Origin of the sequence: Dongia mobilis (assembly GCF_004363235.1) — a bacterium.
Taxonomy (GTDB): Bacteria; Pseudomonadota; Alphaproteobacteria; order Dongiales; family Dongiaceae; genus Dongia; species Dongia mobilis.
Window position 1 is genome coordinate 190257 of sequence record NZ_SNYW01000010.1, and the last position, 22551, is coordinate 212807.

Annotated in this window: 19 protein-coding genes and 1 riboswitch; of the genes, 11 read left to right on the top strand and 8 right to left on the bottom strand. The window is 65.1% G+C overall.

Annotation, left to right across the window (positions count from 1 at the left end):
• Positions 1 to 3: 3 nt before the first annotated feature.
• Both A8950_RS13980 and A8950_RS13985 read right to left on the bottom strand, forming a co-directional pair.
• Positions 4 to 963: an ABC transporter permease subunit gene (locus tag A8950_RS13980; protein ID WP_133614293.1), complete on the bottom strand. Its 960-nt coding sequence runs from the start codon at positions 961 to 963 to the stop codon at positions 4 to 6.
• Positions 964 to 1178: 215 nt separating this feature from the next.
• Entirely contained in the window at positions 1179 to 1439 is a 261-nt protein-coding gene (locus tag A8950_RS13985; protein ID WP_243735646.1) for a DUF6898 family protein, read from the bottom strand.
• A gap of 165 nt (positions 1440 to 1604) precedes the next feature.
• Between A8950_RS13985 and A8950_RS13990 the strand changes: the two genes are divergently transcribed.
• The 8 genes from A8950_RS13990 (at position 1605) to A8950_RS14025 (ending at position 14218) form a co-directional block, all read left to right on the top strand.
• Complete coding sequence (locus tag A8950_RS13990) at positions 1605 to 2804, top strand: acyl-CoA dehydrogenase (RefSeq protein WP_133614294.1); 1200 nt, start codon at positions 1605 to 1607, stop codon at positions 2802 to 2804.
• Positions 2805 to 3019: 215 nt separating this feature from the next.
• The gene (locus A8950_RS13995; RefSeq protein ID WP_133614295.1) at positions 3020 to 4465 is read left to right on the top strand and encodes a surface carbohydrate biosynthesis protein; all 1446 of its coding nucleotides are present in this window, start codon (positions 3020 to 3022) and stop codon (positions 4463 to 4465) included.
• A 14-nt stretch (positions 4466 to 4479) separates the two neighbouring features.
• Positions 4480 to 5304: a class I SAM-dependent methyltransferase gene (locus tag A8950_RS14000; RefSeq protein ID WP_133614296.1), complete on the top strand. Its 825-nt coding sequence runs from the start codon at positions 4480 to 4482 to the stop codon at positions 5302 to 5304.
• Between the two features lie 48 nt (positions 5305 to 5352).
• Positions 5353 to 6021 carry an HAD family hydrolase gene (locus A8950_RS14005; RefSeq protein WP_166645181.1) on the top strand — a complete coding sequence of 223 codons (669 nt, stop codon included), beginning with the start codon at positions 5353 to 5355 and terminating at the stop codon, positions 6019 to 6021.
• Positions 6022 to 9048 carry a UDP-2,4-diacetamido-2,4,6-trideoxy-beta-L-altropyranose hydrolase gene (pseG, locus tag A8950_RS14010; RefSeq protein WP_133614298.1) on the top strand — a complete coding sequence of 1009 codons (3027 nt, stop codon included), beginning with the start codon at positions 6022 to 6024 and terminating at the stop codon, positions 9046 to 9048. It begins immediately after the preceding gene.
• Between the two features lie 36 nt (positions 9049 to 9084).
• A complete protein-coding gene (gene pseI, locus A8950_RS14015; protein WP_208109863.1) occupies positions 9085 to 10137 on the top strand; it encodes a pseudaminic acid synthase in 1053 nt (350 codons plus the stop codon).
• On the top strand, positions 10138 to 11466 hold the full coding sequence (locus A8950_RS14020) for a serine hydroxymethyltransferase (RefSeq protein WP_133614299.1): 1329 nt from the start codon (positions 10138 to 10140) through the stop codon (positions 11464 to 11466).
• An 88-nt stretch (positions 11467 to 11554) separates the two neighbouring features.
• Positions 11555 to 14218: a bifunctional acetate--CoA ligase family protein/GNAT family N-acetyltransferase gene (locus A8950_RS14025; protein ID WP_133614300.1), complete on the top strand. Its 2664-nt coding sequence runs from the start codon at positions 11555 to 11557 to the stop codon at positions 14216 to 14218.
• A 43-nt stretch (positions 14219 to 14261) separates the two neighbouring features.
• Here the strand turns inward: A8950_RS14025 and A8950_RS14030 are convergent, their stop codons facing one another.
• Positions 14262 to 14717 carry a MarR family winged helix-turn-helix transcriptional regulator gene (locus tag A8950_RS14030; RefSeq protein ID WP_133614301.1) on the bottom strand — a complete coding sequence of 152 codons (456 nt, stop codon included), beginning with the start codon at positions 14715 to 14717 and terminating at the stop codon, positions 14262 to 14264.
• Between the two features lie 175 nt (positions 14718 to 14892).
• Positions 14893 to 15915 carry an enoyl-CoA hydratase/isomerase family protein gene (locus tag A8950_RS14035; RefSeq protein WP_166645182.1) on the bottom strand — a complete coding sequence of 341 codons (1023 nt, stop codon included), beginning with the start codon at positions 15913 to 15915 and terminating at the stop codon, positions 14893 to 14895.
• A 127-nt stretch (positions 15916 to 16042) separates the two neighbouring features.
• Positions 16043 to 16116: riboswitch (SAM riboswitch) on the top strand.
• 183 nt (positions 16117 to 16299) lie between these two features.
• On the opposite strand from A8950_RS14035, the gene A8950_RS14040 reads away from it, so the two are divergent.
• The 3 genes from A8950_RS14040 (at position 16300) to hemB (ending at position 19205) form a co-directional block, all read left to right on the top strand.
• Complete coding sequence (locus A8950_RS14040; RefSeq protein ID WP_133614303.1) at positions 16300 to 16713, top strand: OsmC family protein; 414 nt, start codon at positions 16300 to 16302, stop codon at positions 16711 to 16713.
• Positions 16714 to 16739: 26 nt separating this feature from the next.
• A complete protein-coding gene (locus A8950_RS14045; protein WP_133614304.1) occupies positions 16740 to 18053 on the top strand; it encodes an O-acetylhomoserine aminocarboxypropyltransferase/cysteine synthase family protein in 1314 nt (437 codons plus the stop codon).
• 120 nt (positions 18054 to 18173) lie between these two features.
• Entirely contained in the window at positions 18174 to 19205 is a 1032-nt protein-coding gene (gene hemB, locus A8950_RS14050; RefSeq protein ID WP_133614305.1) for a porphobilinogen synthase, read from the top strand.
• Between the two features lie 5 nt (positions 19206 to 19210).
• Here hemB and A8950_RS14055 read toward each other — a convergent pair whose 3' ends face one another.
• From A8950_RS14055 to A8950_RS14070, 4 genes are all read right to left on the bottom strand, one after another.
• Positions 19211 to 19429: a hypothetical protein gene (locus tag A8950_RS14055; protein WP_133614306.1), complete on the bottom strand. Its 219-nt coding sequence runs from the start codon at positions 19427 to 19429 to the stop codon at positions 19211 to 19213.
• A gap of 116 nt (positions 19430 to 19545) precedes the next feature.
• Complete coding sequence (locus tag A8950_RS14060) at positions 19546 to 20517, bottom strand: YheT family hydrolase (protein ID WP_133614307.1); 972 nt, start codon at positions 20515 to 20517, stop codon at positions 19546 to 19548.
• Entirely contained in the window at positions 20499 to 21341 is an 843-nt protein-coding gene (locus A8950_RS14065; protein ID WP_133614308.1) for an alpha/beta fold hydrolase, read from the bottom strand. The genes A8950_RS14060 and A8950_RS14065 overlap by 19 nt, the downstream gene beginning before the upstream one ends.
• A gap of 3 nt (positions 21342 to 21344) precedes the next feature.
• Positions 21345 to 22496 (bottom strand): type III PLP-dependent enzyme domain-containing protein, encoded by a 1152-nt coding sequence (locus tag A8950_RS14070; protein WP_133614309.1) that lies wholly within the window; start codon positions 22494 to 22496, stop codon positions 21345 to 21347.
• Positions 22497 to 22551 lie beyond the last annotated feature (55 nt).

Here is a 22551-nt window from a genome sequence, read left to right on the forward strand (position 1 = left end):
ACGTCACACCTTCTCCACTTCCGGTCGGCCGAGCAGGCCAGTGGGGCGGAAGATCAGCACCAGCACGAGGATGCTGAAGGCCGCGACATCCTTGTATTCCGCGGTAAAGTAGCCGGACCAGAAGGCCTCGATGAGGCCGATCAGCACGCCGCCAAGCATGGCTCCGGGCAGCGAGCCGATGCCACCGAGGACCGCAGCCGTGAACGCCTTGATGCCGGCGTTGAAGCCCATGTGGAAGTCGTTGTTGCCCCAGTAGAGCGTCACCATCATGCCGGCGACCGCGGCCAGTCCGGCGCCCATGACGAAGGTCAGTGAGATGGTTCGGTCGACATTGACGCCGAGCAGCGATGCCATCTTCATGTCCTGCTCGCAGGCGCGCTGCGCGCGGCCCAGCGAGGTGCGGGTGATGAGCAGCGTAAAGCCGGCCATCAGCGCCACGGTCAGCAGCACGATGACGATCTGCAGATAGCCGAGTTGGGCGACGAAGCCGTCGGCGCGGGTCAGCACGGTGACGCCGCCCGAAATCACCGGCTCGACCGGTTTCGGGCGCGGCCCCTGCACCAACTGCACATAATTCTGCAGGAAGATCGACATGCCGATGGCGGAGATCAGCGGCGCCAGGCGCTGCGTCCCGCGCAAGGGCCGGTAGGCGATCCGCTCCACCGACCAGCCATAGGCGGCCGTCAGCGCCACCGCCACCACCAGCATCAGCAGCAATTGCAGCGGCACCCAGGAGATGCCGAGAGTGCCGCAGATGAGCAGCACGATCATCGCCTGGAAGGCGCCGATCATATAGATGTCGCCATGGGCGAAATTGATCATGCCGATGATGCCGTAGACCATCGTGTAGCCGATGGCGATCAGGCCGTAGATGGAGCCCAGGGTCAGGCCGACGATCAGGAACTGGACGAATTTTGGGAGTTCATAATTGACCTGGTGAAACAACTCGAAAAGCCATTCCATCTGACGCGCCAACTCCTTCGCCCGGCAGCCGCGGCACATGCGGTCGGATCGGAAATGCCCCGGAAACGGCGTCAGGAAACTTGTCCCGATTCCGTCACCCAGATTGCGAAGAGGCCCCCATTCCGGCCGCTTGAAAACCGGTCAAATGCTTGCCGGTGCCCGCGCAGCTCGTTGTTGGCCGGAAACTATCCCGGCCTCCGGAATGCGACAAGGCGTTATTTGCGTTCGCCGGGCGTTCCGCCGGCGGAATCCGCATTCTGCCGGGCCAGGACAAATTCCAGCTTGCGAATGGCCAGCCGGCCGAGTTCCGCCTGCGAGAGATTTGCCGGCCCCATGGTCGAAACCTCGGTCAGGGTGACCGGATCAAAGGCAGAGACCTTGACGTAACTGCCGACCTGGTGGAACTCCAGTATATAGCCTTGGTGACGCATCCGATCCTGCCCGAAACCGCCCCTGCCGCGCGGCATGTCGACCATGACACCGCTACCACGGAATAGCGCTGCCAGGGCATGGCTCCCATGCGCAGCCGCATTACCTCCACGCGGAGGGCATGGCGGCCTTGTGCCCTGCGGCCTGTCAGCCGAATATGGCGCATGATATAGCACCCGCCGTCCTCACTTGAGAATCCGGAGTACGAGACCATGAGTTCAGCCCGCCATGCCGCCAAGCCAGAATTCCAGTGGGACGACCCGCTGCTGCTGGATTCCCAATTGAGCGAGGAAGAGCGTCTGGTCCGCGACACCGCCCGCGGCTATGCCCAGGACCGGCTGATGTCGCGGGTGCTGCTGGCGAACCGCCATGAGAAGTTCGACCGCGAGATCATGAACGAACTTGGCGAACTCGGCCTGCTTGGCTCGACCATCGACGGATATGGTTGCGCCGGCACCAATTACGTCAGCTATGGCCTGGTCGCGCGCGAAATCGAACGGGTGGATTCCGGCTATCGTTCGGCCATGTCGGTGCAGTCCAGCTTGGTCATGCACCCGATCCATGCCTATGGCACCGAGGAACAGCGCCAGAAATACCTGCCCCGCCTCGCCACCGGCGAGATTGTCGGCTGTTTCGGCCTGACCGAGCCCGATCACGGCTCCGACCCCGGCGGCATGAAGACGCGCGCCAAGAAGGTGAGCGGCGGCTATCTCCTGACCGGCGCCAAAATGTGGATCACGAACTCTCCCATTGCCGACATCGCGGTGGTCTGGGCCAAGACCGAGGATGACGTGATCCGCGGCTTCGTGCTGGAACGCGGCATGAAGGGCTTCTCGACCCCGAAGATCGAGGGCAAGTTCAGCTTGCGCGCCTCGGTCACCGGCGAAATCGTCATGGACAATGTCGAGGTGCCGGAAGCCAATCTGCTGCCCAATGTTTCGGGCCTCAAGGGGCCGTTCGGCTGCCTGAACAACGCCCGCTACGGCATCGCCTGGGGGGCCCTGGGCGCCGCCGAATTCTGCTGGCATGCCGCCCGCCAATACACGCTCGACCGCAAGCAGTTCGGCCGCCCGCTGGCCGCCAACCAGTTGATTCAAAAGAAACTTGCCGACATGCAGACCGAGATCACGCTGGGCCTGCAGGCCTGCCTCCAGGTCGGACGGATGAAGGATGCCGGCAATTGCCCGCCGGAAGCGATCTCGCTCATCAAGCGCAATTCCTGCGGCAAGTCGCTGGAGATTGCCCGGATGGCGCGGGACATGCACGGCGGCAACGGCGTGTCGGATGAATTCCATGTCATCCGCCATGTCATGAACCTGGAAGCCGTGAACACCTATGAGGGCACCCACGACATCCATGCCCTGATCTTGGGTCGGGCCCAGACCGGCCTGCAGGCCTTCACCGGCGCCTGAGGCAAAGCGGATCGGTGCCGATTCCTGACCCCGGCGGCGGCACGCCGCCGGGCCGCCGCGACAAACCGCGCCAGGGCGCCGGTCCCCGTGAAAAATCAATGCCTTTCCGGTCAAAATGGGGCATGGTGCAGGCGATTCTGCCGGCGGTTTAGGCGCCGGCGGGGCGCATGGCCGAGACCCAAATTTTTGAGCTGCGATACTCCTGATCTGAAGGCATGACACAACTTAGAGAACGGACGGCAAACACCAACGCGCGCGACCACCTCCGGCGGATCCTCTATTTGCCGATGGAAATCGCCTCCCGCGAGATGGATTCGCGGTTGCTCCTGGCTGCCATCGCGCTCGAACGGGGTTTCGACATCGTGCTGGGCCAGAAATGGCTGATCGAGCGCAACCTCGACGCCATGCCGCCCGGCCTCTACCTGTCGAAGACCCTGACCCAGCGCGACGGCCGCATCATGGAGCGGGCGCGCGAGCGCGGCTCGATTATCGCTGCCATCGACGAGGAGGTCCCCGGCCTGGTGGCCAAGCCTGACGAATTGCGCTGGGTGTCTGACGAAGGCGTCGCCAATGCCGATTTCATTTTCGTCGGCGGCGAGAACAATGTCGGCGCCTACCGCAGCCGCTTTCCGCAAGCTGCCGAAAAGATCGTGCCCTGCCTCAACCCCCGCTGGGACCTGTTGAAGCCGGGTCTGCGTGAAATCTATCGCCGCGAGGCCAGCCGCATTCGCGAGCGGTTTGGCCGGTTCATTCTGATCAACACCAATCTCGGCTTCAGCAATTCCGAGAAGGGCCCGACGGAAAGCATCGTCGAGGAACAGGCCCGGACCGGAAAGCTGGACCTCGCCAACCCCACGGTTCGCGACTATGTCGACCAGGTCATTCGCATGGAGCGCGCCAATTTCGCCGCGATCCGCGAAATCGTCCGCCATGTCCTTACCGACATCCCCAACGTCTCCGTGGTCCTGCGCCCGCATCCCAGCGAGCGCATCGATACCTGGCAGAATGCAATCGGCAGCAGCCCGCGCCTGACGATCATCCGCGAAGGCGCCTCGATCCCCTGGATCATCGCTGCCGACGCCCTGGTCCACACCAATTGCACCACCGGAGTCGAAGCGATCGCACTCGGCCAGCCGGCGCTGTGCGTCCTCGCGACCGACGAGCCCGTCAACCGGCGCTATCTCGCCAACCGCGTCAACCCGGTAGCACGGTCGGCTCAGGAGGCGCTTGATGTACTGAAAAGGCATGTCGGCGGCACGGATCAGATCTCGTTCAGCCGGGAGATGTTCGACTTTTTCGCCACGAGCATGAGTTTCGATGAGCACAAGCTCGGCGCAGTCACAATCATCGAGCGCCTGATCGAGGAGTTCGAGCAGCGCGGCGCCGCCAGCCGCGGCGGCGCCGGCAGCGACGAACGCAGCCATTGGAGTCCGGGCCGCAACTACAAATGGATCATGCGCGATAAGAATGTTCGCGGCACCCTGTTCCCGGGCTTCAGCCACCAGGTTCTGGCCGCCCGCCTCGCCGAGGTGGCGCGACAAACGGGCATCAGGATAAACCCCAGAACCTATGCCTGCGGCAGCAAGGTCGCCCTCATTACCGAGCGCAACGCGCCGATGTCCGTGCGCATGCGCCAGTTCATCATGAAGAACGTGGCCTAGGGAAACACAGCCATATGCAGTTGGACGACATCAGGCAGCATTGGCAGAACTGGGCGAGTTCCTTCGGCAAGGATCTGCGCGCGACCACTAAGGGACGCACAGCAAAGATGATCGAATGCGCCGCGATCGGCCGCACGGTCGCGCGCGCGGCCGGGTCCGCCGGCGGAAAGCTGCGGGTTCTCGAAGTCGGCTGCGGCAACGGCTTCAACTGCAGTTGGATAGCCACGCAGTTTCCCGACACTATCGTGACGGGTGTCGATTATATTCCGGACATGATCGAAGCGGCCAAACAACGCCGCCGCGACGAAGGCATCGACCCGGCGCGGCTGCATTTCGCCGTCGACGACGCCCTCTCGCTCGACCATGTCGACGGCCAGTTCGAAATCGTCTTCACCAATCGCTGTATCATCAACCTGAATACGCCGGAACTGCAGCGCCGGGCGATCGAGAAACTGTGCCAGCGGGTCGCGCTGGAAGGCCATGTGATGCTGATCGAGAACTCATACGAGCAGCGCCTGCGTCAGGACGCCTTGCGCAACGCGGTGGAGCTGCCGGCTAGGCCGATCGACGTCTTCAACACCTTCATCCATGACGGAGCGATCGAGCACATCCTCGACGAACTGGGCTTCGAGATCGTCACCAGCGAAACGATCAGTTCGCTGCATGACGTTGTCCTTTACGTTCTCCTGCCGATGATCAATGGCGGCAAGGTCGATTACGAACACCCGATCGTCGAGGCAGCGGCGCGCCTCAACATCGCGATGAACGCCGCCCGCGACGACAGCCTCGGCAATATCGGCCAGAACCGGAATGTCGTCGGCAGGCGTCGGGCCGGCTAGGCGATCTACTGCATGGGCCAGAACAGCTTGGGCGGAAACAGCGAACCAATGGCCTCAGGATCGCCCACCGCGCTGCTGCTCGATTTCGATGGCACCATGGCCGATACCGTCCTGCCGCTGGCCGAGATCTACGCAGGTTTCGTGGCGCGCCTCGGCGCCGGCGACGCAGCACCCAGCTTCCAGGAAGCCAATGGCCGCGACCTCGCCGGGCTCATCGTTGAACTGGCCGGCCGCTTCGTGCCGGAACGGGATCCGCAACTGGTCTGGGAGGAATACTGGCAAGACGTGCGCGGGGCCATCCTCGCGGCACCGCCCTGCGCCGGCCTGCTGCCCCTGCTCGACTGGACAATGGCCGGCGGCTGGAAGATCGGCATCGCCACCTCCGGGCGCTCCGACCTGATCGCGGAATGGCTGCGACGGCATCGGCTCGAAAGGTACATCCACGAAGTTGTCGGTGCAGACCTGGTCTCCCGCGCCAAACCGCACCCTGACGTCTATCTCTCCCTGATGGACCGTCTGGGCGCCACGGCCGGCGCCAGCATCGCGATCGAGGATTCGACCAATGGCGCCCGCGCGGCGCGGGCGGCGGGCCTGCCCGTTATCCTGCTGGGCGCCCCCGCGTCCGAGTGGCAGGACGACAAAAACTGCTATATTGCCGCCGACCTTTCGGCAGCCGCGGCGCTGATTCGGCGCCTGCACGGCAGAACCGGTGACTAGATGACACTTGCGATTTCGCTGACCCGGATCCACAGCACTCCGACCTGCCACCTCGCCGATCCGGCCCTCGTGCCGCCGGATGCGGTCGCCAGCCGCGCCCAGGCCATCTGGGACGAGGAGTTGCAGCGGCGCAGCGCCGATCTGTTCAACGGCGAAATCGTGTCCGTCACGTCGCTCAACAACACCGCCATCGTCGGCCGTCGCGCCGAATATCGCTCGCTCCTGGCACAGTCGCGTGACCCTGATATCTTCCGCTGGCTCCAGGTCCGGCCGCTCGCCGTCACCGGCATCCTGATCTGCCCGGAAGGTGTCGTCATCGGCCGTCGCAGCAAGTCGGTCTTCCAGTCGCCCGGCCTGTGGGAACTGGCGCCCTCCGGCTCGGTCGACCTGGGTACCATGGACGAACAGGGCAACATCAACCTGCTCAACCAGTTGATGCAGGAACTCAAGGAGGAAATCGGGCTGTCGGCCACGGACATCGCCGAGGTGGAACCGCTCGCGATCGCCTGCGACACCGACAGCCAGGTATTCGATGTCTGCTTCATCCTGCGGACCAGCAGGCCTTGGCCGCAGATCCTCGCCTCCTACGCCGCGGATGGGAACTCCGAATACGAGAGCCTCGACATCCTGCCGCTGCGCGACATCGTCGCATTCGCGCAGTCGCAGATGGGCGAGATCACCCCGCTCACCATTTCGCTGCTGAAACTGCTGGAGAACGAGGCCAAGCTTGCGACCCTGGCCGCACCACCTGCCGGCGCTCCTGCAGGTGCGACGCCGCAACCGCGCAAGCTGCATACCGCGATCATTGTCCAGGCGCGCACGCGCTCGACCCGGCTTCCGGGCAAGGCCATGCAGATGCTGGCCGGCAAGAGGGTCCTGGAACATGTCGTCGAGCGGCTGCAAAAAGTCCGGCGGGCGGACGAAGTGGTCATCGCGACCACCAGCGACCCGGCCGACGACTGCATCGCGGAACTGTCCGCCGCGCTTGGCCTGCGCGTCTATCGCGGCGATGAAAGCGACGTGATGTTCCGCTATCTCGGGGCGGCGCGCATGGTGCGGGCAGACATCATCCTCCGCGTCACCAGCGACTGCCCACTGATTGACCCGGAATTGTGCGATGCCGTCCTCGAACTGCGTGAACGGAATGCGGCCGATTTCGCGGCCAACAATTTTCCGCGCCTGTTCCCGCATGGACTCGATTGCGAGGCCTTCACGATCGAGGCGCTGGAAGAATCCGCGCGCGAGGCGACGTTGGCGCTCGACCGCGAGCACGTGACCCCCTGGATGCGCCGCGATGCTGGCCTGCGCCGCGTCGGCCTGATGGGTCCGGGCTGGCCAGCCAACCAGCAGCGCTGGACCCTCGACTATGCCGAGGACATGACATTCTTCAACGATGTCTTCGCCAGGTTTGCGCCGGGCAGCCTTCCCGGCTGGCAGGAGGTCGTGACGACCATCGGCGCACATGGCAAGCAGGGTCTGGTAAATGCCCATCGTCGGCTGCCGTTGGGCCTCGCATCCCGCGAGGCCGCGGCGACGGTGGTTTTCCATTTCGAGGCGAACGCCAGGATCGGCACCGGTCACGCCATGCGCTGCAACGCCCTGCAGAGCCGGCTGGAGCCGATGGGCTGGCGCTGCCTGTGGGCAATCGACGCCGCCACCGAGGAATTTCTGGGCAGTGCCGTGCCGAGGAACTCGTTGATCAGGCTGAGCAGCGCTGACCCCTGCACGATCGCCAAGGACATCGCGGCCGCGATTGGAAGCTGCGGCATTTTCGTGATCGACCACTATGGCGCCGGCGCGGAACTCGGCCGGGAAATGCGGACCGTTGCCGACCAGATCGTCTGGTTTGACGATCTGGCCGATCGCCCGCTGGACGCGGACGTCATCATCAACCCCAATCCGGGCTTCTCGGAAGCGGAATACGGTGGGCTTAACGCCCGGCCGGCGAAGGTGCTGCTGGGCGCCGATTTCGCCCTGCTGCGGCAACAGTTTTCCGTGCATCGTGCCAACGCATACCGCCGATTGGCAGAGGAAATCGCGGGGCCGGTCCGCCGCATCGTCGTGGCCTTCGGTGGCGTCGACCCGCTGAACGGCACGGCCGTGGCGCTGCAGGTCCTCGCCGAATTTCCGGAGATCGAGGTCGACGCCGTGCTGGGCAGCGCGGCCCCGCATCTGGCCGATGTGCGCCGGCAGGCCGCGGAGCTCGGCCCGCGTTGCCGCGTCATCACCGACGTTGCCGACATGGCCGGGCTTCTGGCCGGGGCCGATATCGTCATTGGTGCGCCCGGCACCTCGACCTGGGAACGTGCCTGCCTTGGCCTGCCCAGCCTGTTGATCGGCATTGCCGAGAACCAGCGCGCCAATGCGGCCTTTGTTGCCAGCGCGGGGGCCGGGTTGGTCGCCGGTTTCCTGACCGACGAGGCACCGGATCAGGTTGGCGCCAGACTGAAGGAACAGCTTCACGAGGTTGTCGCCTGGCCGCGACGCAGGCAGCGCATGGCCCGGGCGGCATTCGCGGTGTGCGACGGCCGGGGCTGCCAGCGTATCATCGCGGCATTGCTGCCGCCGTACCGGACGGCCAGCGGCGACATGACCATCCGTATTGTCGAGGCGCGTGACGAGGCGCTGCTCCTGGACTGGCAGCGCAACCCGGAGACCCGCCGCTTCGCCCTCAATCCGGCCGTGCCGTCTTCCCAGGAGCACCATGTGTGGCTGCAGGACCGCCTGCTTTCCAGCATTGACTGGTTCCTGATGGCAGAGCGCGCCGGCGAACCCCTGGCTTTTGTCCGCATCGACTGGATCGGCGAGGATTCCGGCCGCCCGGAATTCGTCGTCTCGATTGCCACCTCGCCGTGGCATCACCGTCAGGGTCTTGGCGCCGGACTTCTCCATGCCATCCGCCAGTTGTCGCCCAGTGCACATTTCCTGGCCAAGATTCTGCCGGAGAACGTCGCCTCCCTCGCCCTCTTCATCCGGGCGGGGTATACGTTGGGAGCGGATGGATACTTCCATGCCCGGCCGGACTAGGCGCGGCCATGAGACCAGTTTCAGGAGAGTGATGGCATGCAGCAGGTGACTATTGCCGGTCGGACCATTGGCCGCGACCACAGGCCCTATGTGATCGCCGAACTGTCGGCCAACCACAATGGCAGCCTGGAACGCGCCATGGACATCATGCGCGCAGCCAAGAAGGCCGGCGCCGACGCCCTGAAGCTGCAGAGCTACCGGGCCGATACCATTACCATCGACCATGACGGGCCGGATTTCCGCGTCAAGGGCGGGTTGTGGGATGGCGCGCGCCTCTATGACCTTTACGAGCAGGCGGCAATGCCCTGGGATTGGCACCAGCCGCTGTTCGAACTGGGGCGCGAACTTGGCATCGCGGTGTTCAGCTCGCCCTTCGACCATACCGCCGTCGACATGCTGGAACAGCTGGGGGCACCGGCCTACAAGATCGCCTCGCTGGAACTGATCGACATTCCCCTGATCGAGTATGTCGCGCGGACCGGCAAGCCGATGATCATGTCGACCGGCGCCTCGGAACTGGGCGAGATCGCCGAAGCCGTGGCTGCCGCGCGCAAGGCCGGGTGCAGGGAACTGATCCTGCTGAAATGCACCAGCGGCTATCCGACGCCGCCGACCGAGAGCAACCTGCGCACCATCCCGCACCTGGCCGAGATGTTCGACTGCGTGGTCGGCCTGTCCGACCACACCATGGGCACGGCCGTACCGGTGGCGGCGACGGCCCTCGGCTCGGCGGTGGTCGAGAAGCACTTCACCCTGGCCCGAGCCGATGGCGGCGTCGATTCCGCCTTCAGCCTCGAACCGGCGGAACTCGGCCAGATGATCGAGGCGGTCAATGTCGCCTGGGATGCGCTGGGCGCGGTCCATTACGGCCCGACGGCATCCGAGGCGGGAATCCGGCCGCTGCGCCGCTCGCTCTACGTCGTCAAGGACGTGAAGGCCGGCGAAAAGATCGGTCCCGAGCATGTGCGCTCGATCCGGCCCGGCAAGGGCCTGGCGCCGAAACACCTGCCCGAGGTGATCGGCCGCATCGCCGCCCGCGATCTGGCGCGCGGCACCGCGGTCGACTGGACCATGTTTGCGGCGAACTGAATGACCGGAACCGGCCCCGACTGGATACCGACAGCGGCCGCCCGCTTCATCGCTGCGCAGGAAGCGCGCCTCGCCTCCCTGTCGCTCGATGAACTTGACCGCGAGCTGCACCTTCTGGTGGCGGCGCAGGAGCGTCAGGTCGATCGCGAGAGCATCAACCTCTATGCCGGCACCAACATCCCCAATCCCCGCGCCGGCGCCCTGCTTGCCTCCAGCATCGGCAGCCGGCCCAATCTCGGCCATCCCGGCGCCAAGTACAACAAGGGCATGCAGCATGCCGAGCAGCTTGAGGTCATGCTGTCGATGCTGCTGCGACGCCTCTTCAATGCGCGCTTCGTCGAGCACCGCGTCGGCAGCGGCTCGCTTGCCAACCTCTATGCCTTCATGGCGACCTGCCGGCCGGGCGATGCCATCATGGCGTTCTCGGACGCCGCCGCCGGCCACCCCACCCATCACGAGGTGGGCGCCGCCGGGCTTTACGGTCTCAAGGTGCACGAGGTGCCGTTCGACGCCGCGCGCATGGATGTGGATGCCGACGCCCTGCGCGAGGCGGCAAGGCGCATCCGCCCGCGCCTCATCATCGTTGCCGGCAGCATGTGCCTCTTTCCCTACAACCTGCGCGCGGTGCGCGGGATCGCCGACGAGATCGGGGCGCATGTGCTCTACGATGCCGCGCATATGGGCGGCCTGATTGCCGGCGGCGCCTTCCAGCAGCCGCTCGCCGAGGGCGCCCACCTGATGACGGGCTCGACCTACAAGTCCTTCGGCGGCCCGCCCTCCGGGATCGTCCTCACCAACGAGGCGGAACTGGCAGCAAGGCTGGATCGCATTGCCTTTCCAGGCCTCACCGCCAATTTCGATCTCGGTCGCACATCAGCGATGATCGTCGCGGTCCTGGACCTGCTGGCGCATGGACGCGCCTATGCCGCTGCCTGTATCGCCAATGCCCAGGAACTCGCCGCCGCCATGGACCGAGCCGGAATTGCCGTGTTTCGCCCGGCTGCGCGCGATGCCTTCACGAATTCGCAACATGTGGCGCTGGACGCCGCCCCCTATGGCGGCGGCAATCGTGCCAGCGCCCGGATCGAATCCGCCAACATACTATTCACCAGCATCGGCCTGCCGTTGCCGTCCGTTGACGGCGACGCCAACGGCATCCGCATCGGCACCCAGGAAATCACCCGCTGGGGCATGCAGCCAACCGACATGGCGGAGATCGCGGCTCTCGCCGCCCGCGTCCTGGTGCAGGACGAGGATCCGGCGCGCGTGCGGCCGGATGTCATCGCCTTCCGTCGTCGTTTCCAGCAGATCCATTTCGTTCGCGGCTGATCGCCACGCCATGGCAGGCAGCGGCTGACAGCGGGCAATCATGCTGTCACACTGACGCGCATCGGCCAGGATCGGAGTGCGCACAGCCATGTCGGTTCGCAATCTTGACGCCCTGATGAACCCGCGCTCGGTCGCCCTGGTCGGCGCCAGCGATCGCGAAGGCTCGCTGGGATCGCTGATCTGGCGCAACCTGACCCGCGCCGGTTTCAAAGGCATGCTCTACCCCGTCAATCCGCGGCGCAAATCCGTCGGCGGCATCGTCGCTTACAGGGGTTTCGCCGCCCTGCCGGAGGCACCCGATCTCGCCATCATCGTGACGCCGCCGCAATTGGTTCCCGGCATCGTCGCCGAGGCCGGCGCCGCCGGTACGCGCGCCGCGGTCGTCATCAGTGCGGGCGTCACGGCGGAGTTGCGGCAGCAGGCCCTGGACGCCGCCAGGCCCTATGTCATGCGGCTGCAGGGTCCCAATTGCCTCGGTCTGATCGTGCCGCCACTCGGCCTCAACGGCAGTTTCGCGCAGCTGATGCCCGGTACCGGCGGCATCGCCTTCCTGTCGCAATCCGGGGCCATCCTGACCTCTGTGATCGACTGGGCGGGGCCGCGCGGTATTGGCTTCTCGCATCTGGTCTCGCTGGGCGAGATGGCCGACGTCGATTTCGGCGACCTGCTGGACTATCTTGCGGTCGACCCCAATGTAAGCGCGATCCTGATGTATGCCGAGGCGATCACGAGTGCGCGGAAATTCATGTCCGCCGCCCGTCGCGCCGCCCGCGTCAAGCCCGTCATCGTCATCAAGGCCGGGCGTCATCCACAGACCGCCCGGGCCGTCGCCTCGCATACCGGGGCCATGGCGGGCGCGGACGATGTCTATGACGCCGCCTTCCGCCGGGCCGGCATGTTGCGGGTCTACGGACTGCCGCAATTGTTCACCGCCTTCGAGACTCTGGCCCAGTTGAAGGTGATGCCGAAGGGCGACCGCGCGGCGATCCTGACCAATGGTGGCGGCATCGGCATCCTGGCGACGGATGCCGCGGTCGACGCCGGCATCAGCCTGGCGGAAATCGACCCGCAGACGATGGCGCGGCTGGATGCCGTGCTGCCCGACACCTGGTCCAAGGGAAATCCGGTCGACGTGATCGGCGACGCACCGCCGGAACGTTACGCCGCCGCCCTCTCCGCCTTGCTCGACGCCCCCGGCTGCGATGCCATCATCGCGCTCAACTGTCCGACCGCAACCGCCGATGCCAGCGCCTCGGCGGCGGCCGTGATCGAGGCCTGCGCCAAGGCCTCGAAGCCGATTTTCGCCGCCTGGATCGGCGATGCGACCGCGGCAGACGCACGCGCCATGTTCTCGCGTTTCCACATCCCCAGCTTCGAGACGCCGGAGGCTGCCGTGCGCGGCTTTTCGCATGTAGCGCGCTATCGGCGGAACCAGGAACTGCTGATGGAGACGCCGCCGTCGATGCCGACTTCCTTTGCCTTCGACGCCAAGGCGGTGGAGCGCATCATTGCGCCAGCACTCGCCGAGGGTCGCGCCATGCTGACCTCGCCGGAGGCGCAGGCGGTGCTCGCCGCCTATGGCATCACAACCAGCGGTACCGAGATCGCCACCGATGCGCCGGCTGCGGTTGGCATCGCCGAACGCCTGGGCGGTCCGGTCGCCATCAAGATCCTGTCGCCGGACATCAGTCACAAATCCGATGTCGGCGGCGTGGCCCTCAATGTTCGCGGGCCGGGCAAGGTGGCGAGGGCGACGCTGGAAATCCTGGCGCGGGCCCGGGCAAAGCGGCCCGATGCCCGCATCATCGGCGTCACCGTCGAACCCATGGTGCAGCTGGCGGGCGGCATCGAACTCATCCTCGGCGTTACCGAGGACCCCCAGTTCGGCCCGGTCATCCTGTTCGGCGAGGGCGGCACCGCCGTTGAGATCATCGGCGACCGGGCTCTCGCACTGCCGCCGCTCAACCTCAAGCTGGCTCGCGACCTGATGGCCTCGACCCGGGTATGGAAGCGCCTCGCCGGCTATCGCGACCGCCCGCCTGCCGACATCGAGGCCATCGCCCTCACCCTGGTGAAGGTGGCACAGCTCATTGTCGACATTCCGGAAGTGGCAGAACTCGACATCAACCCGCTACTGGCCGACCCGCAGGGGGTCACCGCGGTCGATGCCCGCATCCGCCTGAAGCCGAGTGGTCGCTCCGGTGCGGCGCGCCTTGCCATCTCGCCCTATCCGCGCGAGCTCGAAACCGAACTTGCCACCAGCGACGGCACGACCTATCTGCTGCGCCCGATCGTGCCGGAGGACGAACCCGAGGTGCAGGCCCTCATAACCAGGCTTTCGCCGGAAGCGATCCGCTTCCGCTATTTTTCCACCATTCGCGAACTGTCGCATCGCGACGCGGCGCGCTTCACCCAGATCGACTATGACCGCGAAATGGCGCTGGTCCTGACCACGCGCGGCGATGCCGGCAAGGTGCCGATTCATGGTGTCGTTCGCCTGATGGCCGACCCGGACAACGAAATGGCGGAGTATTCCATCGTGGTCGAGGACCGGCTTACCGGGCGGGGCGTCGGCACCGCCCTGATGCACCGGATACTGGGCTATGCCCGCACCCGCGGCATCCAGGAGGTGTTCGGCTATGTGATGAAGGAGAACGCGAACATGCTGGCGCTCTGCCAGGCGCTGGGTTTCGGCGTTGCGACCCAGCCGGACGATTTCGATTCGTATCGGGTGAGCCTGAAGCTTGGATGAACCCGGTCGCGGGGGATCTGGCGGCGCCAGCCCGGCCCGCGGATCAGCGCGGGGTGTAATCCATCGAGGCTGCCCAGAAGCGCTCCAGGCGCCGCAGGGTCAGGTTGACGCTGTCGAGCTCGTCATCCTTGAAGGTCTCGGAGTTGAGGGCCTGCAGGTGACGGTCGTACATCTCGTGCATCTTCTGCACCACGGCCAGCGCCTTGTCCGACAGCTTCACATGGACCGCGCGGCGGTCATGGGGTGAACGCTCCTGGATCAGATAGCCGTTCTCCACCATCTTCTTGACGTTGTAGGAGACGTTGGAGCCGAGATAGTAGCCGCGATTGGTCAGTTCGCCGACCGACAGCACATCGCTGCCGATATTGAACAGGATCATCGCCTGGACGTTGTTCAGATCGCGAATTCCCTGGCGGTCGAGATCGGCCTTGATCACTTCAAGGCACTCGCGATGCAGGCGCTCGACCAGCGCGATTGTCTCCAGATATGCCTTTTTCACCGCTAATCCCCAATAGCGTAATCCGGCCGAACAAGGCCGCGAGTCGGACCAAAGCTAGGGCTGTATCGTAAAGCAATGGTTAAGCGGACGCCAGCCCGGTTCGGCCAAAAATCAGTGATTCCCGGCCGTTGCAGGGCGATTCGGCGGCAAAATCTGCCCATCTTCAAGCCCATTTTCAGTTTGGCGGCGACCAGTCGCGGATGCCCGGTGCCTGGCCAAAGAATGCCTCGACTCGGTCATCCGTGACGGCGGCGAGCGTATCTGGCTGCCATTTCGGCGCCCCGTCCCGGTCGATGAGGTGCGCCCGCACGCCCTCGAAGAAATCGCTGCCGGCGACGAAATGCTGGGCGATGCGAAAATCGGCGGCGAGGATGGATGATAGGCTCTGGCCGCGCGACCTGGTCAGGTGTGCAAAGGTTACCTTCAGGCTGGTCGGCGAATGATCCGCCATCAGCTTGAGGGTTTCCGTGCCCCAGGAATCCCGGCGCGCCGCCAGCGCGGTCACGATTTCGTCGACGCCGGCGAGGCCGAAGACCGTTTCGATCTGCGGCAATATCTGCTCGATACCGGCGGTCTCGACCGGCAGGGCCAGGGCATCCAGATTGTCCAACCTGATCTCGTTCACGCGGCCGCTGCCGATGAAGCGATCGGCGAGGCCCACCTTGATGACGCCCGGGCCGCGCAGGCTGAGGCCGGTCAGGCCGAGGGCCATGGCGACCGCGCGCGAGCACTTGTTGAGGAAAAGCGCGGCGCCCACATCGGGAAAGAACCCGATACGGCATTCCGGCATGGCAAAGAGCGTCTTGTGGGTGACGATCGGGTGCGAGCAGTTGAGCGCAATCCCGGCACCGCCGCCCATCGTGATGCCGTCCATCACGGCGATGATCGGCTTTGGATAGGTGGCAAGGCGGTAGTTCAGCGTGTATTCGCGCCGATAGAAATCCTCGAGATGCTGGAGATCGCCGCGCGCTTTCGCGGCATGCAGCGCCTTGACGTCGCCGCCGGCGCAGAAGGCCTTGCCGCCACCCCCGGTGATGACGATCGCCTTGATATCGACCCGCCGCTCCCAGGCCGAAAGCTGGGCCGCGATCGCGTCGATCATGGGCAGGGTCAGGGCATTGAGGGCTTCGGGGCGATTGAGGGTGATGTGACCATGGCCATCAGCGATGGAAAAAAGGACGTCGGTAAACTCGGTCATGGCGCAATTCGATATCCGCATGGTGGGGCGCCGGAACTCTTCGGGCATGGCCGCGGCGGCGTCAAGAGCGATGCTGGACCGATGCTGGATAGGCCAGTTGCTTGACAGGCGGGGCGCCCTGGCCCATTCTCGGCCCCGCGCCGATTTGAGCCTCAGCTTGCGGGCGCGTTAAAAATGCAGCTAAAGCGTGGTTTCAGGTGAAACCTCGACCTTGGCTGCCCGCTGGATCCCCAACCGGATCGGCGGGTTTTTCGTTTGGGTCTGGTCCCGCCCGCTTCCGGGACCCGCGGCATTTGAGGGGCAGCTTGCACCGCGTCACCAAGGGCTAAAGCGCTTTCCGCCCGGGCCCCGGGGCTTAGTTGTGCTATCAACGAGGGGCACGCCATGTCACGAGATACCAAAACCAGCACCTCCCAGCCGTCGGCGCGGATAACGCTGACGGCCCGCACCAACCTCGCCGGCCATGAAAATCGTCCTGACATGGAGCCGGTCCGCCGGGTGCTGGCAGCGCTCGCCGACAGCCTCGCCGCCACCTATCGCGGGGAGGCACTTTCAGCCGGCATTCCGCTTGAGCAGGTCGATATCCGGGTGGAGGCCGGTCTGGATTTTGACAGATTGGATCCCGCCCATCTGCGGATCGAGGTGCGCCTGCAAAGCCCGGCTGGCATCGCCGCCCTGGAGGCCCTGCGCCTGGCGGTGGAGGATCGCGACCCTCTGATAAGGCTGGTGCGCCAGGCCATCCCGACGCGGCTTGAGATTGCGCTCGACTTACGGGAAACTCGGTCCATCGCAGCGTGAAAAGAATTACATCGGGGAGAAGTACAATGTCTGCCAGCAAGCATCCGGAAACCATCGTGCTCCATGTCGGGCACCGCCGCGACAGCGCCACCAATTCGGTCGCCGTGCCGATCTACCAGACCACCTCCTACCAGTTTGACGACACGGCCCATGCCGCCGACCTCTTCGGCCTGAAGCGCTTCGGCAACATCTATACCCGCATCATGAACCCGACCACCGCCGTGCTGGAGGAGCGCCTTGCCGCACTCGAAGGCGGTGTCGCGGCACTTGCCGTCTCGTCGGGCCAGGCCGCCTCGGCCTTCGCCATTCAGAACATCGCCAAGGCCGGCGACAACATCGTCTCCTCGACCGACCTATACGGCGGCACCTGGAACCTCTTTGCCAACACGCTGAAGGACATGGGGATCGAGGTGCGCTTCGTCGACCCGAAGGACCCGGAGGCCTTCGCCAAGGCGACCGACGACAAGACCCGCGCCTATTACGCCGAGACCCTGCCCAACCCGAAGCTGCGCGTTTTCCCGATCAAGGAAGTGGCCGATATCGGCCGCAAGCTGGGCGTGCCGCTTATCATGGACAATACGGCAGCACCGATCCTCTGCCGGCCGCTCGACCATGGCGCGGCCATCGTCGTCTATTCGACCACAAAATATATCGGCGGCCACGGCACCTCGATCGGGGGCGCCATCGTCGATGGCGGAAATTTCGACTGGGAGGCCAATGCCGCACGCTTCCCCGGCCTCAACCAGCCGGATCCCTCCTATCACGGCGCCGTCTGGACCCAGGCAGTAAAACCCCTGGGACCCATCGCCTATATCATCAAGGCGCGCGTGACGCTCCTGCGCGATCTCGGCGCCGCGATGAGCCCCTTCAACGCCTTCATGTTCATCCAGGGCATGGAGACACTGCCCCTGCGCATGCGCGAGCATGTGCGCAACGCGCAATCGGTCGCCGATTTCCTCAACCAGCATCCGGCGGTCACCAAGGTGATCTTCCCGGGGCTCTCCACCGGCGAGGAGAAGCGCCGCGCCGACACCTATCTCAAGGGCGGCTATGGTGGGCTGCTCGGCTTCGAGATCAAGGGCGGGCTTGAGGCCGGCCGCAAGTTCATCGATGCGCTGAAGCTGTTCTACCATGTCGCCAATATCGGCGATGCGCGCAGCCTCGCCATTCATCCGGCATCCACGACGCATTCGCAGCTGACGGGAGAGGAACAGCTGGCGACCGGCGTCAACGACAGCTATGTGCGCCTCTCCATCGGGCTCGAGCATATCGACGACATCCTCGCCGACCTCACCCAGGCCCTCGACGCCGCGACGGGCAAGGCGAAGGCGGCTGAGTAACCGCGCTGATCGGGGGCCGGCCCCGCGCCGGCCCCCACGCCAGCGGCGCGTCATCCATTGCGTTCGTTCAGGTGGCGCTGTAATTCCTTTGTCATAGCTATCCCATTCCGAGCGACAGCCATGACTGACCTCTCCCGCGACGGCCACAAACGCCAGCCATTCGGCCAGTTTCCGCGTGTCCGCCTGCGCCGCAACCGGCAGGAGGAATGGTCGCGCCGGCTGGTGGCCGAGAACCTGCTGACGGTCAATGACCTGATCTGGCCGGTTTTCGTGAAGGAAGGTGGTGCCGCCCGCGAGCCCGTGCCATCGATGCCGGGCGTCTTCCGTCACACCATCCCGGCCCTGGTGAAGGCGGCCGAGAAGGCGGCCAAGCTCGGCATTCCGGCCCTGGCGATTTTCCCGGTGGTGCCGCGCGACAGGAAATCGCCCCGTGCCGAGGAAGCCTGGCGCGCCGACAATCTGGTCAACCGTGCCGTCGCCGCCATCAAGAAGGTAGTCCCGGAAATCGGCATCATCTGTGACGTCGCCCTCGACCCCTACACCGATCACGGCCATGACGGGCTGATGCATAACAACGTCATCCTTAATGACGAGACAATCGACGCGCTGGTGAAGCAGGCCCTCGCCCAGGCAACCGCCGGGGTCGACGTCGTCGCCCCTTCCGACATGATGGATGGCCGCATCGGGCGCCTGCGTGACGCCCTCGATGCCAATGGCTTCCAGCGCGTGAAGCTGCTTTCCTACGCCGCCAAATATGCCAGTGGATTCTATGGCCCGTTCCGCGACGCGGTCGGCTCGAAATCATCGCTCGGCAAGGGCGACAAGCGCACCTATCAGATGGACCCGGCCAATGGCGACGAGGCCCTGCGCGAATGCGCCCTCGACGTCGCCGAGGGTGCTGACATGCTGATGGTGAAGCCGGGCCTGCCCTATCTCGACGTCATCTGGCGCGTGAAGCATGAATTCCGCCTGCCGACCTATGCCTATCAGGTGTCGGGCGAATACGCGATGATCAAGGCAGCAAGCGTCAATGGCTGGCTGGACAATGACCGCGTCGTACTGGAAAGCCTGCTCTGCTTCAAGCGCGCCGGCGCCGATGGCATCCTCACCTATTCCGCCATCGAGGTGGCGGAGAGGCTGGCCAAGGGCTGACGAATTCAGGCTTCCGGCTTCAGCGTGATCAGGATGATCGCGGCGAACAGGACCGGCACCAGGGCCAGCGCCACGTAGAAGATCACTGCCGGCGACCACAGGATCGCCGCCAGCGCCACCGCAAGAACGAAATTGACAATGATCCAGAACAGCTTGTCGTCGAGTTCCGACTTGCGGCGCCGGGCGCCCTCTGCGGATGCGGCGCCGGTTTCAGTGAGGGACATGATGGCAAACTCCGGAACAGTCCAGAAACTTGATGTGCGTCATTGACTAGCATCAAGTGAAGCCGGATCGATGCCGCCAAATTGTCGCGGATGCAGTTGCCGGCTGCGACCCGAGGTCACACCAGGCGATCGAGAAAGCGCAGGATCGCGAGGTCGTACCAGGGCCGGTCGAGGCCCTGGCCATGAAAGCCGACATGGCCGCCGGAGACCGGCAGTTTCAGCATCAAATCCGGATTGGCGCCCCATTTCACCTCGGCATAACACATGGCGGGGATCCAGGGATCATCGCCGGCATGGATCACCAGGGTCGGGCGGCGGATTCCCATGAGGAACCGGTTGGCCGAGGAGCGCGCATAATAGTCATCGGCCGAGGCAAAGCCGTTGGCCGGCGCCACGATGCGCGCATCATATTCGCGGATCGAGCGGATGCGCCGCGCGGCGGGCCCGGTTTCGTCCCGCAGGTTGGCCAGCAGATGCGCGTGATAAAGCCGGTTGCGATGGGTGCCGAGGCGCGCCTGCGCTGCTTTGAGGTCGATCGGCGCGGAAACACTGATGCCCGCCATTACCTCGGCATGGGCACCGGCCTCGCCCAGATACTTCAACAGTACATTGCCGCCCAGCGAATAGCCGACAGCAACGACGCCATGGCGCTTCAGCCCCTCATCCAGCCCGGCGAGGCAGGCGGCAATATCCGCACTGCGGCCGGCATGGTAGTTCGCCCTGGCAAGGCGCCGCCCCGGCCCCGCCCCGCGCAGGTTGAGGCGCAGGACGGGATAGCCGGCCCGCAGCAGATGCGCAGCACTCACCCGCACATAAAAACTGTCCTCTGAGCCGGACAGGCCATGTACCAGGAGGATGAGCGGGCGATGCCCGCCCTCTTCCGGCTGGTGCAGTTTCGCGGAAAGGCGATCGCCGCTGCCATCCCGGCAATCCAGGATCAATTCCGTGCCGGGCCAGTCGTCCAGCGTTTCCTTTGGCGGCTTCAGCCAGTTGCGCAGGGTCTGCAGATCGCCGCCACGCCACAGCGGCAGCGGCCGGAACGGCGGCAGGTCGAAATGCTGGAAGACGATCAGGCGCGAGTCAGCCATTGGCGTACAGCCGCGATCTGTTCGGGCGCCATCAGGGCCGGCGCATGGCCCATGCCTTCCCAGGTGACGAGTTCCGCCTGCGGCCCGCGCCGGGTCATCTCCTGCGCCGTCTCGGGCAGCAGCAGGTCCGATTGCGCGCCGCGGATAACCAGGGCGGGACAAGCCACGCGATCCCACAGCGCCCACAAATCCCAATCTTGCACGGCGAGCTTTACATTGCCGGCGATGGCCGGATCATAGGCTAGGCCAAAGGTACCGTCTGCGCGCCGGCGGTGGCCATGCTCCACAAGGTGCCGCCATTGCGCATCGGTCAGCGGGCCGAACGGGGCCAGCACCTTCCGCAAATGGTTCTCGACAGCGTCAAGGGACGAGAACCGGTTGTCGAGGCCGACATAGTCGGCGATACGCAGCAGGGCCGCCTTCGGCACGAAGGGCCCGACATCGTTGATGACAAGACGCCGGATCGGCGATCCCGCCTGGGCTGCCAGCGTCATGCCGATGAGGCCGCCCATCGAGGTGCCGACCCACAGCAAGTCCGGGACAGCGAGCCGCGCGATCAGTACGTTCATGTCGGCACAATATTGCGGATAGCCGTAATGCTGCGGATCGGCCAGCCAGTCGCTCGCCCCGCGACCGACGATGTCCGGACAAATCACCCGGAAGTCGGCGGCGAGATCGGCTGCCAGCGCATCGAAATCCCGCCCGTTCCGCGTCAGGCCGTGGCAGCAGACAACCACGCGCGGGTTGGCCGGATCGCCCCACTCCGTATACGCAACTCGGTGAAAGCCCGCGGGGCTGAGGCCGAGAACCGAGCCCTGCCGCATCGCTCAGCGCACCCCGCCCACCGGCTGGTCATGTACCACCACCAGCGTTTCCGGGGTGAAGCCGTTGAAACGGGTGGCGAGCGCATTGGAATAGGCGCCGACACGGTCGATCTCGATCCAGTCGCCCTCGTCGATATCGCCGGGCAGGGAAAAGGTCGATGGCAGCACGTCGAGGGAATCGCAGGTCGGGCCGTTGAGGATGAAATCCTTCGGGCTGCCGCCGAGTTCGCCATTCAGTCGGTGCGCCCGCGCGGGCAGCTTAAGCCCGGCATCGACCGTCTCGGAGAGCGAGCCATAGATGCCGTCATTGATGTAGAGCTGGTTGTCCTTGCGGAGCTGCACCTGGGTCACCACCGAGATCGCGGGTGCCACCAGGGCACGGCCCGGCTCGCACATGATGACGCAGTCGCGCCTGAGCTTCAGTTTCTTCAGACCCTCCTCGATCTCGGCGATGTAGTCCTCGAAGGGCGGCATGTTGGTGCCAAGATATTCCGCCGGGAAACCGCCGCCGACATCGAGGCCGACGATGTCGACCCTGGCCTTCTCCAGCACTTCGCCGACGATGCCGAGCGCCGTCGCATAGGCGCCGGGCACGAGGCATTGCGAGCCGACATGGAAGGCAAGGCCGACCCGACAGCCGCGCGAGGCGGCGTCGCGCAGCATGGCCGCCGCCTCGTCCACCCCGGCACCGAACTTGGCGGCGAGGTGATAGAAGGCGCCGTCGACCGGCGGCGTGGTGAGGCGGACATAGATGGTGAGGCCCTCGGCCCCGCCGGTCTCGGCCAGGATCTTGTCGAGTTCCCGGGGATGGTCGATCACATAGGTGTCGATCTCATAAACCTTGGCCGCGGTGCCGATTACGGCGCGGCCCTTCACCGGATGCATGAAATAGCAGGCGGCGTCAGGATAACTTTCCCGCACCTGCGCGATCTCCGGCAGCGAGGCGGTGTCGAAATGCCGGATCCCGGCGCGGTGCAGCGCGCGCAGCACCTCGGGGTGCGGATTGCATTTGACGGCATAGAGCACGCGCCCGGGAAACGATTCCAGGAACCGCTGCGCGGCACGGTTGATCAATTCCGGCCGCAGGCAATAGACCGGGTAGCTGGGCTTCAGCGTCTCGATCATTGCGCGAACGCTGTCGAATTCCTTCACCATGGCCGGTGCTCCAAATGGCGATCTGAACTGGCTGGCTTCTAGCGGATCGGCCTGC